Consider the following 12,969-nt stretch of genomic DNA (forward strand, 5'->3'; position numbering starts at 1 on the left):
TCAGCTCCCCCTGTAGGTCGAGTAGCCATAGGGAGAGATAAGCAACGGCACGTGATAATGCACGGATTCTGCCATGCCGAAGCGGATCGGCACGCTGTCGAGGAAGGCCGGTTCCGGCAGTTTGGTGCCTTGGCCGCGTAGATAGTCACCGGCGGCGAAGACCAGTTCGTATTCTCCAAGGCGGAATTCCGCTCCTGCCAGCAGCGGCGCATCGCAGCGGCCGTCGGCATTTGTGACGACGGTCTTCAAATGTATCCGCGCGTTGCTCTCAAGATGATAAAGCGTGATCGACATGCCCGCCGCCGGCTTGCCGGTCGCGGTGTCGAGCACATGCGTCGTCAGACGTCCGCCATCGGCTTTCGACGTTTCTGCCACTGGCGCCTCCCATTTCCGATACAGCCGAACAAAGCAGTGAATTGTGCGCCAATTAAAGGCGATGCATAAGTCCCGGTCGAGCGGAGTGGCACAAAAACACTTTCAAAAATTTCGGGGGAATGCGCGAGCAACCCTTTCGACTATCCTGATCACAACTTCCGGCAGCGTCCGGCGGGGAGGGGCAATGCGTTACTCTAGAGACATGCGCGGCTACGGAGCCAATCCGCCGGATCCGAAATGGCCGGGCGGTGCGCATGTGGCCGTCCAATTCGTCGTCAACTACGAGGAAGGCGGCGAGAACTGCGTGCTGCACGGCGACAAGGCCTCGGAAGCCTTTCTGTCGGAAATCGTCGGCGCCGCGCCCTGGGTCGGCCAGCGCCACTGGAACATGGAATCGATCTACGAATATGGCGCGCGGGCAGGCTTCTGGCGGCTGCTGCGCCTGTTCAGCGAGGCGCAAGTGCCGGTGACCTGCTACGGGGTCGCCTCAGCATTAGCCCGGTCGCCCGACCAGGTGGCGGCGATGCAGGAGGCCGGCTGGGAAATGGCCTCGCACGGGCTGAAATGGATCGACTACCGCGACCACAGCGCCGAGGACGAGCGCCGCGACCTCGAAGCGGCGATCAAGCTGCACTACGAGGTGACGGGCCAACGGCCGACCGGCTGGTACACCGGCCGCACCTCGGTCAATACGGTGCGGTTGGTGGCCGAAGAGGGCGGCTTCGACTATGTGTCGGACACTTATGACGACGAACTGCCCTACTGGTTCGAGCACAGCGGCGGCGCGCAACTCGTCATCCCCTACACGCTCGATGCCAACGACATGCGTTTCGCCACGCCGCAGGGATTCAATTCCGGCGACCAGTTCTTCGCCTATTTGAAGGACAGTTTCGACACGCTCTATGCCGAGGGCAAAGCGGGCCGGCCGCGGATGATGAATATCGGCCTGCATTGCCGCCTCGTCGCACGTCCCGGGCGGGTGGCGGCGCTGAAGCGCTTCGTCGACTATGTCAGATCGCACGACAAGGTCTGGCTGGCACGGCGCATCGATATCGCCAGGCACTGGCAGGAGAACCACCCCTACCAGCCGGCGGCGCTCAAGCCGTCGAAGATGGCGTTCGAGACCTTCGTCGACACTTTCGGCGGCGTGTTCGAACATTCGCCCTGGATCGCCGAACGTGCCTATGAGCTGGAGCTTGGGCCGGCGCATGACAGCGCCGGCGGCCTGCACAATGCGCTCTGCCGCGTCTTCCGCGCCGCCAGCGAAACCGAGCGGATCGGCGTCCTCAACGCCCATCCCGATCTCGCTGGCAAACTGGCCGAAGCGAGACGCCTCACTGCGGAATCCACACGCGAGCAGGCCTCCGCCGGCCTCGACGCGCTGACCGACAAGGAGCGCGAGCTGTTTTCCAAGCTCAACGCCGCTTACGTCACCACCTTCGGCTTTCCCTTCATCATCGCGGTGCGGGGCAAGACCAAGGAGGAGATCCTCGCCGAGTTCGAGGCGCGCATCGGCAACAGCCGTGGCGTAGAACTCGATACCGCCTGCAAACAGGTCGAGCGCATCGCGCTGCTCCGCCTGAAAGACATGCTCCCGCTCTAATGAAATGACTGAGGGGTCAGGACCCAATGGATATGATCAAGACTGACCAGAAAACCTATTATGCACCGCATGGCGGCCATCCCGGCCAAACTGAGCTTTTGACCGGCCGCGCCGTCTTCACTGAGGCCTATGCCGTCATACCGAAGGGAGTGATGCAGGACATCGTCACCAGCCCACTGCCGTTCTGGGACGAGACCAGGGCCTGGATCATCGCCAGGCCGCTTTCGGGTTTCGCCGAGACATTTTCGCAGTACATCGTCGAGGTCCTGCCCGGCGGCGGCAGCGACCGGCCCGAGCCGGACGCCGGCGCCGAGGGCGTGCTGTTCGTGGTTGAGGGCGAGTTGACCGTTTCGCTGGCCGGCAAGAAGCACGTGCTGCAAGCCGGCGGTTTTGCCTTCCTGCCGCCGGACAGCGGCTGGACGGTGCGCAACGAAGGTCGCGACGCCGTACGCTTCCACTGGATCAGGAAGGCCTATGAGGCCGTCGACGGCATCGACGCGCCGGAAGTCTTGTTCAGCAGTGACCAGCAAATGGCGCCGACGCCGATGCCCGGCACCGAGGGTCGCTGGGCGACGACCCGTTTCGTCGATCCAGCCGACATTCGCCACGACATGCATGTCACCATCGTCACACTCGAGCCCGGCGCCGTCATCCCGTTTGCCGAGACGCATGTCATGGAGCACGGGCTCTATGTCTTGGAAGGCAAGGCGGTCTACCGCCTCAACCAGGACTGGGTCGAGGTCGAGGCCGGCGACTTCATGTGGCTGCGCGCCTTCTGCCCGCAGGCCTGCTACGCAGGCGGCCCCGGCAAGTTCCGTTATCTCCTTTACAAGGACGTCAACCGGCACGCCAAGCTTGGCGGCGCGGCCATTGGCGGTCGCGCGCGGTGACCCGCATCACAGCGCGGCCGCTGACCCGCGAAAGCTTTGCCGGCTTCGGCGATGTCATCGACATGGGCGGCGGCAATCACTACCCGATCAATGGCGGCAAGACCGAGCGCTACCAGAATCTCGCCACCGCTGAAGCCGCGGGACCGAATGCCCGCGTGCTGATCTCGATGGCGCGCGGCACTCCTTACGACCTGCCGCTGAAGCTGACCATGGTCGAGCGCCATCCCTTAGGCAGCCAGGCGTTCATCCCGCTGTCACCGCGACCTTTCCTGGTCGTCGTCTGCCATGACGGCAAGGACGGTCCGCGCGAGCCGCATGCCTTCATCACCGCACCGGGGCAAGGCGTCAACTATCCGCGCAATCTCTGGCACGGCGTGCTGACACCACTCGGTGAAGCGCAGGATTTCGTCATCGTCGACCGCGGCGGTGACGGCTCCAACCTCGAAGAGTTCCATTTCTCGCACCCCTACGAAATCCATCTCCCCAACGAGACCTGAGAAATGACCGACATATCGCTGATCGACCGCCTGCTCGATGTCATCGAGCACGACATCGTGCCGAAAACGGCAGAGGGCGTGGCCCATGGGAACAAGCTGTTCGGCGCCGCCATCCTGCGGAAGGGCGACCGCTCGCTGGTGCTGGCCGAAACCAACAACGAGATGGAAAATCCGCTCTGGCATGGCGAGGTGCACTGCCTGAAGCGTTTCTATGAAATGCCGAAAGCCGAGCGCGTCGACACCAAGGACGCCATCTTCATCGCCACGCATGAGCCCTGCTCGCTCTGCCTGTCGGCGATCACCTGGACCGGCTTCGACAATTTCTACTACCTCTTCAGCCACGAGGATTCACGCGACAGCTTTGCGATCCCGCACGATCTGAAAATCCTGAAAGAGGTCTTCACTCTTGATCCCGGCGGTTACAATGCCGAGAACGCTTATTGGAAGAGTTTTTCCATTCGCAGGCTGGTGCGGGCGCTGCCCGAGGCCGAGCGCGGCCGGCTTGAGGCAAGGATCGGCAATATTTCCACCCGCTACGACGAACTGTCCGGCGCTTATCAGGCGCGCAAGTCCGAAAACGACATTCCGCTGAACTGACGCGGATTGCCTAGCCTACCTTCGCGTTTTTCAGCACCTCGTTGATCCTGGCCTGCCAGCCCTTGCCGGTCGCCTTGAATTTACTGATGACATCCTGATCCAGACGGATGGACACGACTTGCTTAGGCTTCTCCACGGCTGGCCGGCCACGAGCACGCCTTATGCTCTCGAAAAGTTCTGGAAACACTTCCGCGAAAGGCCTGGCTTGCGCCAACTGTTCGTCTGTCGTCTCCGCATCGTCGGGATCATCAACAATTTGTCTTTGAATTTCCACTTCCTCCGCATCGGTAAGCGGTCGAACACGCGATTTAGGATTGTTCATATACTGACCTTTCCTTTCGGCTGGCACGGCGCATCGAGATCACCGAAATCGCCTCCGAACCAAGCGGCTTGAAAATCACGGCCAGGATGATCTCTCCGAATTCGCCAATCGCCTTGAACCGGTCGGCCTTGGCTGGAAGGACGGTTGAAGTCGCAAAAAACTCAATATCGAGTTCGGCAAAATCGAGACCCCGGCTGTCCAGGTTCGTCACGCGCTTTGGCTCATCCCAAACGATTCTCAGGCGAAACCATCCTCATCACGTTGGGTTCAGTAATAAATGTAATACATTAATTATAATCCTGCAACATCAGGGCAAAACAATCGGGCTACATATCGTGGCGTCGTCGCGGCGACACCGGCCGTCGCCCGTTTGACTTCATGACATGCCCGCTTCATGCGTCACTGACATCCTGGAGCATCGCATGAAAACCATCACCGAATTTCCCCGCAAGGTCATCGAATTCCCCGATATGGGCATCGTCATGCCGGATGGTTGCCGGCTGTCGGCGCGGGTTTGGATGCCGGAGGACGCCAGCAGCGATCCGGTGCCGGCGATCCTCGAGCACCTGCCCTACCGCAAGCGCGACGGCACCATCTTTCGCGATCAGCTGACGCATCCCTATTTCGCCGGCCACGGCTACGCCTCGATCCGCGTCGACATGCGCGGCAATGGCGATTCCGAAGGGCTGATGGACGACGAATATTCCGAACAGGAATTGCAGGACGCCTGCGATGTGATTGCCTGGGCGGCAGCACAGCCCTGGTGCAACGGCAGTGTCGGCATGATGGGCATTTCCTGGGGCGGCTTCAACTGCCTGCAGGTGGCGGCCAAGCAGCCGCCGGCGCTGAAGGCGGTGATCAGCCTGTGCTCGACCGTCGACCGCTACGCCGACGACATCCACTACAAGGGCGGCTGCCTTTTGACGGAAAATTTCGGCTGGGCCTCGACCATGTTGTCCTATTCGTCGCGACCGCCGGATCCGCTGATTGCGGGCGACAACCGCTGGCGCGACCTCTGGCTGACGCGGCTGGAGAACCAGTCTTTCCTTCTGCCGCTCTGGCTCAGCCATCAGCATCGCGACGCCTATTGGAAACGCGGTTCGATCTGCGAGGATTTCTCCGCGGTCAAAGCCGCCGTGCTGTCGATCGGCGGCTGGCATGACGGCTACCGCAACACGATCTCGCACCTCGTCGCCAACATCCAGGCGCCGGTGAAGGGCATTGTCGGGCCGTGGATCCACAAATACCCGCATTATGCCGGGCCAACACCCGCCATCGGCTTCCTGCAGGAGGCGTTGCGCTGGTGGGACCGCTGGCTGAAAGGCGTCGACACCGGTGTCGAGGCCGACCCGGACTATCGCGCCTATGTCATGGACAGTGTGCGCCCCGCGCGCTGGCACCCGGAGCGGCTGGGCCGTTGGGTGGCCGAACAGGAATGGCCGTCTCCCAACATCAAGGTCGGGGCGATCGAACTCATTGCTGACGGCGTCAGGCCGGCGATCGTGGCGACCCCGCAAAGCTGCGGGCTCGCCGGCGGCGAATATTTTCCCTTCACCTTTGGCCCGGAACTGCCGGGCGACCAGCGCCCGGACGACGCGCTGTCCGTCTGCTTCGATCAGCCTGTGCTTGCCGAGGCACTCGACATCGTCGGCGCGCCGGAGCTTCTCATCCGGGTGTCGTCCGATCGCCCGCAGGCGAACATCGCGGTGCGGCTGTGCGACGTGCACCCCGACGGCGCCTCGGAACTGATCTCCTACGGCGTGCTCAACCTGACGCATCGCGCTTCGCACGAACAGCCGCAAGCGCTGGTGCCGGGCGAAACGGTTGCGGCGCGCGTTATTCTCGACCAGTGCGCCTACCGCGTGCCGGCCGGACACCGCCTGCGCATCGCGGTTTCCAATGCTTACTGGCCGATGATCTGGTCGTCGCCGGAGCCGGTGCGGCTCGACCTTTCAGCGGCGACGCTGAGGCTGCCGCTGCGCCCGCTCGCAAAAAGCGACGAGACCTCATTCCAGTCTCCCGAAGGCGCACCACCCTGGGCAATCGCGACAGTTCGTGCAGCGAATTCCGAGCGTCACGTCGATCGCGATGAGAAGACCGGCATCGTCACGCTGTCGATCACGGATGATTTCGGAGAAGTGCGCGATCTCGCGCATGGACTGGCCAATGGCAGCATTGCCCGCGAGAGCTGGACGATCCACCCCGACGACCCGCTGTCTGCCTCGGGCCGCACGCACTGGACGCAGACCTTGTCGCGAAACGGATGGTCGGTGCGCACCGAGACGTCGGCTGAAATCCGCTGCGATGCGCAAAACTTCATCGTCAGCGCCAGAATCGCAGCCTATGAGGGCGAAACGCTGGTTTTCGAACGCGATTTCGAAGAGACGATCCCGCGCGACCTGCTCTGAGCGTCCACCCGACTGGTCCAGTTGCGACGCACGATTTACGCCACGGCATGTCGCATTCCGTCTTGCTTACGGCTTTGCCTTCCGGTCAATATCCCTTTGGTAACAACAAGCAAAAAACGACCATAAGGTCGAACCAACAGAGTGAGGAACTCAAATGTCCAACGAACTCGAATATCTGAGCCGGCGCGTTGCGTCCGGCAAGCTGAGCCGTCGTGATTTCCTCGGCCGCGCCGCCGCACTCGGCGTCACAGCGCCCTTCGCCAATATGCTGCTTTCCAGTGCGGCTCGTGCGGAAGGCCCGGTCAAGGGCGGCACGCTGAAGGCCGGCCTCGTCGGCGGCGAATCCACGAACAGCCTGGACCCGGCTTTGTTCATGACGCAAGTGCCGTTCGCTTTTGGCAAGATGTGGGGCGAACTGATCGTCGAGCTGTCCCCGGAAGGCAAGCTCGAGAACCGCATCGCCGAAGAGATCGGCTCGTCGGACGACGCCAAGGTGTGGACGCTGAAAATCCGCGACGGCGTCGAATTCCACAACGGCAAGACGGTGACCGCTGAGGATGTGGCGGCAACGCTCGAGCGCCATTCCGATGAAAAGTCGAAGTCCGGCGCGCTGGGCTACATGAAGGGCATCGACAGCATCAAAGCCAGTGGCAAGGAAGTCGTCCTGACGCTGAAGGAGGCCAACGCCGACCTTCCGTATCTCCTCAGCGACTACCACCTCATCGTCCAGCCCAACGGCGGCAAGGACAAGGCGGATGCCGGCATCTCGGCAGGACCCTACAAGGTCACCACCAACGAGCCCGGCGTGCGCCATGGCGGCGAGCGCTTCGCCAATTACTGGCAGGCCGACAAGATGGGCCATGCCGACCAGATCGAGATCATCGTCATCAACGACGCGACCGCGCGCACGGCGGCCCTGCAGGGCGGCCAGGTCAACATGATCAACCGCGTCGAGCCGAAGATCGTCGACCTGATCAAGCGCGTACCGGGCGTCACCATCCGCAACCATGCCGGCCCCGGCCACTATGTCTTCATCATGCATTGCAACACCGCGCCCTTCGACAACAGCGACCTGCGCATGGCGCTGAAGCTCGCGATCGACCGTGAGGAGATGCTGAACAAGGTGCTGCGCGGCTACGGCTCGCTCGGCAACGACTTCCCGATCAATTCGTCCTATCCGCTGTTTTCCGAGATCGAGCAGCGCAAATATGATCCCGACAAGGCCAAGTTCCACTACAAGAAGTCGGGCCATGACGGCACCGTGCTGCTGCGCACCTCCGACGTCGCCTTCCCGGGCGCGGTCGACGCCTCGCAGCTCTTCCAGCAGAGCGCGGCCAAGGCCGGCATCAAGATCGAGCTCAAGCGCGAGCCCGGCGACGGCTACTGGAACGAGGTCTGGAACAAGCAGCCCTTCTGCGCCTCCTATTGGGGCGGCCGCTCGACCCAGGACCAGATGTACTCGACCGCCTATCTGTCGACCGCCGACTGGAACGACACCCGTTTCAAGCGTCCGGACTTCGACAAGCTGGTGCTGGCTGCACGCGCCGAACTCGACGAGACCAAGCGCAAGCAGATGTACCACGACATGGCCGTGCTGGTGCGCGACGAGGGCGGCCTGATCCTGCCGATGTTCAATCAGTTCATCGATGCGACAGGCGCCAAGGTCGGCGGCTGGGTCGACGATCCGCATCAGGAGCTGATGAACGGCTACGCGCTGGCGAAGTGCTGGCTCGAAGCCTGAGCCCGGCTTTGCGGATATGTCCTCACCCGTCGTGAAACTTGTGGCCCAGCGCGTTGCGCTGGGCATCGTCCTCTTGCTGGCCGTTTCGGTCCTGATCTTCGCCGGCACCCAGATCCTGCCCGGCGACGTCGCGCAAGCCATTCTCGGACAGTCGGCGACGCCGGAATCGCTCGCCAATCTGCGCGAGCAGCTCGGCCTGAATCAGCCGGCTTACATCAGGTATTTCCATTGGCTAGGCGGTGTGCTCACCGGCGATCTTGGCACGGCGATGTCGAGCGGCCAGGATATTGCCACGTCGATCAAGGGGCGGCTGTGGAACACGCTGTTCCTCGCCTTCTGGGCTGCGATCGTGGCCGTGCCGCTGGCCATCATCCTCGGCCTGATCGCCGTGCGTTACCGCAATGGCTGGGTCGACAAGCTGATCTCCGGCCTGGCGCTCGCCTCGACATCTTTCCCGGAATTCTTCATCGGCTATGTGCTCGTCTATTTCTTTGCCGTGAAGTATCAATGGTTCCCGGCCATTTCCACGGTCTATGACGGCATGCCGTTCGGTGAGCGCATGCAGGCGATCGCGTTGCCGGCCACCGCGCTGACGCTGGTTGTGCTGGCGCATATGATGCGCATGACCCGCGCGGCCATCCTCAACGTCATGCAGTCGGCCTATGTCGAGACGGCAGAACTGAAAGGCCTGTCGGCCTTCAACGTCATCCGCAAGCATGCTTTCCCCAATGCCATAGCGCCGATCATCAACGTCGTCATGCTCAACCTCGCCTACCTCATCGTCGGCGTCGTCGTGGTCGAGGTGATCTTCGTCTATCCCGGCATGGGACAATATCTGGTCGACCACGTCACCAAGCGCGACGTGCCGGTGGTGCAGGCGGTCGGCCTGGTCTTCGCCGCCGTTTATATCAGCCTGAACATCATTGCGGACATCGGGGCGATTGTCGCCAATCCGCGCCTCAGACATCCGAAATAGGCGGCGGGCATGCTCGACATCAAACGCATCCCCATCCCCGCGCTGATCGGCATCGTGCTGACGGCTATGTTCGTGCTGGCGGCAGTTTTCGCACCGTTGATCGCACCGTACGGCAATGCCGAAATCGTCGGCGATGTCTGGGAACCGATGACGGCGGCACATTTGCTGGGCACCGACAATCTCGGTCGCGATCTTCTGTCGCGCATGATCTACGGCGCTCGCATCACGCTGTTCATTGCGGTGCTGGCCACCGCGCTGTCATTCTCGCTCGGCGCCATCCTCGGCTTTTCGGCGGCGGTGTTCGGCGGCTGGTTCGACACGCTTCTGTCGCGCCTTGTCGATCTGCTGATGTCGATCCCGACCCTGATCATGGCGCTCGTCGTGCTTTCGGTGCTGCCGACCAATCTGGTGACGCTGATCCTGGTGATGGGCGTCCTCGACTCGACCCGCGTCTACCGGCTGTCGCGCGCGGTGGCCGTCGACATCAACGTCATGGATTATGTCGAGGCCGCCAAGCTGCGGGGCGAAGGCAGCGGCTGGATCATCTTCCGCGAGATCCTGCCCAACGCGCTGTCGCCGCTGGTCTCGGAACTTGGCCTGCGCTTCATCTACGCGGTGCTGTTCTTGTCGACGCTGTCCTTTCTCGGCCTTGGCGTGCAACCGCCGGATGCCGACTGGGGCGGCATGGTCAAGGAAAACAAGGACGGCATCGTCTTCGGTATCGGGGCGGCACTCATCCCCGCCGCGGCGATCGCGGCACTGGCGATTTCGGTCAATCTGGTCGCTGACTGGGTGCTCAACCGCACGACAAGCCTGAAGGGAGGACGCGGGTGATGGCTGACACAAAAGCAAAGCCCGGCCTGCTGCTCGATATCCGCAATCTGCGCATCGAAGCGACAGTGTTTCCGCCCGGCGAAGCGCCGAAGAACATCGTTTTGGTCCACGATGTCTCGCTGACGCTGGAAAAGGGCAAGGTGCTCGGCCTGATCGGCGAGTCCGGCGCCGGCAAGTCGACCATCGGCCTGTCGTCGATGGGCTATGGCCGTGGCGGCGTGCGCATCACCGGCGGAGAGGTGCTGCTCAACGGCCGCGATATCCTCAAGGGGGGCAAGGAAGGTTTCCGCAAATTGCGCGGCCGCGAGGTCTGCTATGTCGCGCAGTCGGCGGCCGCCGCCTTCAACCCGGCGCACAAGCTGATGGACCAGGTGGTGGAAGCAACGCTGCTGCACGGCACGGCGACACGCGCCGAGGCCGAGAAACGTGCCGTGGCGTTGTTCAAGAAGCTCAGCCTGCCAAACCCCGAAATCATCGGCGAACGGTTCCCGCACCAGGTCTCCGGCGGCCAGTTGCAGCGCGTGATGACGGCGATGGCGCTGTGTTCGGAACCCGACCTGATCGTCTTTGACGAGCCGACCACGGCGCTCGACGTGACGACGCAGATCGACGTGCTGGCGGCGATCAAGGACGCCATCCGCGACACCCATGTCGCGGCGCTCTACATTACCCACGATCTTGCCGTCGTCGCCCAGGTCTCGGACGAGATCATGGTGCTGCGCCATGGCAGGCTGGTCGAATGGGGCGGCACTCGCCAGATCATCAAGGAGCCGCGCCAGGAATACACCAATGCGCTGGTCTCGGTGCATGAGATCGAGCATGCCGAGCAGAAGCCCGGCGCCGCGCCGTTCCTGTCGGTCAAGAACGTCACCGCCGCTTACGGCGGCAGCCACGTCAAGGTGCTGAAGAACGTCTCGGTCGACATCTATCCGGGACAGACGCTGGCCGTCGTCGGTGAATCCGGCTCCGGCAAGTCGACGCTGGCGCGCGCCATCACCGGGCTGTTGCCGCCGGAAGAAGGCACCGTCACCTTCGACGGCAGGCCGCTCGCCAACAGGCTTGCCGACCGGCCGAAGGAGGATCTGCGGCAATTGCAGATGATCTACCAGATGGCCGACGTGGCGATGAACCCGCGCCAGACCGTCGGCACCATCATCGGCCGGCCCCTGGAATTCTACTTCGGCATACGCGGCCGCGAGCGCGACAAGCGCGTCGCCGAACTGCTCGACGAGATCGAGATGGGCAAGGGCTTTCTCGATCGTTATCCGGCCGAACTCTCCGGAGGCCAGAAACAGCGCGTCTGTATCGCCCGCTCGCTCGCCGCCAAGCCCAAGCTGATCATCTGCGACGAGGTGACATCGGCGCTCGACCCGCTGGTGGCGAACGGCATTCTCAAGCTGCTGCTCAACCTGCAGCAGCACGAGAAGGTCGCCTACCTCTTCATCACTCACGATCTGGCGACGGTGAAGTCGATCGCCGATTCGATCGCGGTGATGTACCGCGGCGAGGTGGTGCGCTACGGCGCCAAGAGCAAGGTGCTGACGCCGCCCTTCGACGCCTATACCGACCTGCTGCTGTCGTCCGTTCCCGAGATGGAGATCGGCTGGCTGGAAAAGGCGATCAAGGGACGGCGCATGGCGAGCGCGGGGAATTAGTAGGGAATTCGCGGCCTTTGTCGCGAAAACTTCTTTCAACGACAAAAGCTTTCCGGAGCCGCCCATGGCGCTCAAGACCAAACTGCTGCTCATCATTCTCGATGGCGTGCCCTACCGGAACTGGCGCCGGCTGATGGGCAATCTCGAGGGCTGGGTGCAGTCGGGCGAGGCGCAGGTGTGGAAGATGCGCTCGGTGCTGCCGTCTACTTCGGCCTGCTGCTATGCTTCGATTCATACCGGGGTTTCGCCTCAGGAGCACGGCATCCTGTCCAACGAAAACCGGTTTCTCGTCAACAAGCCGGATATTTTCTCCGAAGTCAGCAAGGCCGGCGGCAAGACCGGCGCGGTGACGCACTCCTACTGGTCCGAATTCTTCCGCTCCTATCCGTTCGACCTGATCGAGGACATGGAGTTCGACGAGCCCAACGGACCCATCACGCATGGCCGCTTCCACACCATGACCGGCTATAATGCCCGCAACCAGATGACGCCGAGCGATGTCGACCTGTTTGCGACGCTGACCATGCTGACCCGGCGCCATGATATCGACTACGGGATCCTGCACACCTGCACGCTGGATTCGATGGGTCATCGCTTCGGCCATGACTGCCACGAAATGGACCATGCCTGCTATGCGATGGACGGCATGCTGGCAGCCTTCCTGCCGGGCTGGCGGCAAGCCGGTTACGAGGTGATCGTAACCGCCGACCACGGCCAGACAGACCGCGGCCATCATGGCGGCCGCGACGATGAAATGCAGGATTTCGCGCTGTATTATTTCGGAGCCGGCAAAGGGCCGGATCCGGACACGCTGCTTGATCAGCTGCAACTGGCGCCGACGGTGCTGAAGCGGCTGGGTGTGCCGGTGCCGGAGACCATGAAGGCTAAGCCGTTTTTGGGGTGACGGAGGTCGTCGCTGAGCCGCCGTTCGCTACCCCCTCTCCCCGTCACTATACGGGGAGAGGGTAAGGGTGAGGGGCAGCGCTAACATCAAAATAAATACCCCAACGCCGGCGCCGCCCCTCATCCGCCTGCCGGCACCTTCTCCCCGTATAGTGACGGGGAGAAGGG

Annotated in this window: 13 protein-coding genes; 10 read left to right on the top strand and 3 right to left on the bottom strand. The window is 62.6% G+C overall.

Annotated elements, in window-relative coordinates; translation table 11 throughout:
- On the bottom strand, window positions 1-375 hold the full coding sequence (uraH, locus tag X726_RS148190) for a hydroxyisourate hydrolase (RefSeq protein WP_023671379.1): 375 nt from the start codon (window positions 373-375) through the stop codon (window positions 1-3).
- A 184-nt stretch (window positions 376-559) separates the two neighbouring features.
- Between uraH and puuE the strand changes: the two genes are divergently transcribed.
- From puuE to X726_RS148170, 4 genes are read left to right on the top strand one after another with little or no spacing between them, the layout of a single operon-like run.
- Window positions 560-1,978 (top strand): allantoinase PuuE, encoded by a 1,419-nt coding sequence (puuE, locus tag X726_RS148185; protein WP_023671380.1) that lies wholly within the window; start codon window positions 560-562, stop codon window positions 1,976-1,978.
- A 26-nt stretch (window positions 1,979-2,004) separates the two neighbouring features.
- Window positions 2,005-2,868, top strand: a complete 864-nt coding sequence (locus X726_RS148180) for a bifunctional allantoicase/(S)-ureidoglycine aminohydrolase (protein ID WP_023671381.1) — start codon at window positions 2,005-2,007, stop codon at window positions 2,866-2,868.
- Window positions 2,865-3,365: an ureidoglycolate lyase gene (locus X726_RS148175; RefSeq protein ID WP_023671382.1), complete on the top strand. Its 501-nt coding sequence runs from the start codon at window positions 2,865-2,867 to the stop codon at window positions 3,363-3,365. Before X726_RS148180 ends, X726_RS148175 begins: the two co-directional genes overlap by 4 nt.
- 3 nt (window positions 3,366-3,368) lie before the next feature.
- Window positions 3,369-3,962 carry a nucleoside deaminase gene (locus tag X726_RS148170; protein ID WP_023671383.1) on the top strand — a complete coding sequence of 198 codons (594 nt, stop codon included), beginning with the start codon at window positions 3,369-3,371 and terminating at the stop codon, window positions 3,960-3,962.
- A 10-nt stretch (window positions 3,963-3,972) separates the two neighbouring features.
- Here the strand turns inward: X726_RS148170 and X726_RS148165 are convergent, their stop codons facing one another.
- Entirely contained in the window at window positions 3,973-4,284 is a 312-nt protein-coding gene (locus X726_RS148165) for a BrnA antitoxin family protein (RefSeq protein ID WP_023671384.1), read from the bottom strand.
- Entirely contained in the window at window positions 4,271-4,525 is a 255-nt protein-coding gene (locus X726_RS148160; protein ID WP_023671385.1) for a BrnT family toxin, read from the bottom strand. The genes X726_RS148165 and X726_RS148160 overlap by 14 nt, the downstream gene beginning before the upstream one ends.
- Window positions 4,526-4,706: 181 nt before the next feature.
- Between X726_RS148160 and X726_RS148155 the strand changes: the two genes are divergently transcribed.
- From X726_RS148155 to X726_RS148130, 6 genes are all read left to right on the top strand, one after another.
- Window positions 4,707-6,692, top strand: coding sequence for a CocE/NonD family hydrolase (locus tag X726_RS148155; protein WP_023671386.1), 1,986 nt, complete (start codon window positions 4,707-4,709; stop codon window positions 6,690-6,692).
- Between the two features lie 154 nt (window positions 6,693-6,846).
- A complete protein-coding gene (locus X726_RS148150; RefSeq protein ID WP_023671387.1) occupies window positions 6,847-8,433 on the top strand; it encodes an ABC transporter substrate-binding protein in 1,587 nt (528 codons plus the stop codon).
- A gap of 16 nt (window positions 8,434-8,449) precedes the next feature.
- A complete protein-coding gene (locus X726_RS148145) occupies window positions 8,450-9,409 on the top strand; it encodes an ABC transporter permease (RefSeq protein ID WP_023671388.1) in 960 nt (319 codons plus the stop codon).
- 9 nt (window positions 9,410-9,418) lie between these two features.
- Window positions 9,419-10,243 (top strand): ABC transporter permease, encoded by an 825-nt coding sequence (locus tag X726_RS148140; RefSeq protein ID WP_023671389.1) that lies wholly within the window; start codon window positions 9,419-9,421, stop codon window positions 10,241-10,243.
- On the top strand, window positions 10,243-11,898 hold the full coding sequence (locus tag X726_RS148135; protein ID WP_023671390.1) for an ABC transporter ATP-binding protein: 1,656 nt from the start codon (window positions 10,243-10,245) through the stop codon (window positions 11,896-11,898). The genes X726_RS148140 and X726_RS148135 overlap by 1 nt, the downstream gene beginning before the upstream one ends.
- 64 nt (window positions 11,899-11,962) lie before the next feature.
- The gene (locus tag X726_RS148130; RefSeq protein ID WP_023671391.1) at window positions 11,963-12,802 is read left to right on the top strand and encodes an alkaline phosphatase family protein; all 840 of its coding nucleotides are present in this window, start codon (window positions 11,963-11,965) and stop codon (window positions 12,800-12,802) included.
- The last annotated feature ends 167 nt before the right edge of the window (window positions 12,803-12,969 follow it).

Origin of the sequence: Mesorhizobium sp. LSJC285A00 (genome assembly GCF_000503155.1) — a bacterium.
In the GTDB taxonomy this organism is placed as follows: Bacteria; Pseudomonadota; Alphaproteobacteria; order Rhizobiales; family Rhizobiaceae; genus Mesorhizobium.

Excerpts from the sequence above, each read along its gene's own strand:
- puuE (WP_023671380.1), top strand. The coding sequence starts at position 560 with ATGCGTTACTCTAGAGACATGCGCGGCTACGGAGCCAATCCGCCGGAT.
- X726_RS148180 (WP_023671381.1), top strand. The coding sequence starts at position 2,005 with ATGGATATGATCAAGACTGACCAGAAAACCTATTATGCACCGCATGGC.
- X726_RS148170 (WP_023671383.1), top strand. The coding sequence starts at position 3,369 with ATGACCGACATATCGCTGATCGACCGCCTGCTCGATGTCATCGAGCAC.
- X726_RS148165 (WP_023671384.1), bottom strand. The coding sequence starts at position 4,284 with ATGAACAATCCTAAATCGCGTGTTCGACCGCTTACCGATGCGGAGGAA.
- X726_RS148155 (WP_023671386.1), top strand. The coding sequence starts at position 4,707 with ATGAAAACCATCACCGAATTTCCCCGCAAGGTCATCGAATTCCCCGAT.
- X726_RS148150 (WP_023671387.1), top strand. The coding sequence starts at position 6,847 with ATGTCCAACGAACTCGAATATCTGAGCCGGCGCGTTGCGTCCGGCAAG.
- X726_RS148145 (WP_023671388.1), top strand. The coding sequence starts at position 8,450 with ATGTCCTCACCCGTCGTGAAACTTGTGGCCCAGCGCGTTGCGCTGGGC.
- X726_RS148140 (WP_023671389.1), top strand. The coding sequence starts at position 9,419 with ATGCTCGACATCAAACGCATCCCCATCCCCGCGCTGATCGGCATCGTG.
- X726_RS148135 (WP_023671390.1), top strand. The coding sequence starts at position 10,243 with ATGGCTGACACAAAAGCAAAGCCCGGCCTGCTGCTCGATATCCGCAAT.
- X726_RS148130 (WP_023671391.1), top strand. The coding sequence starts at position 11,963 with ATGGCGCTCAAGACCAAACTGCTGCTCATCATTCTCGATGGCGTGCCC.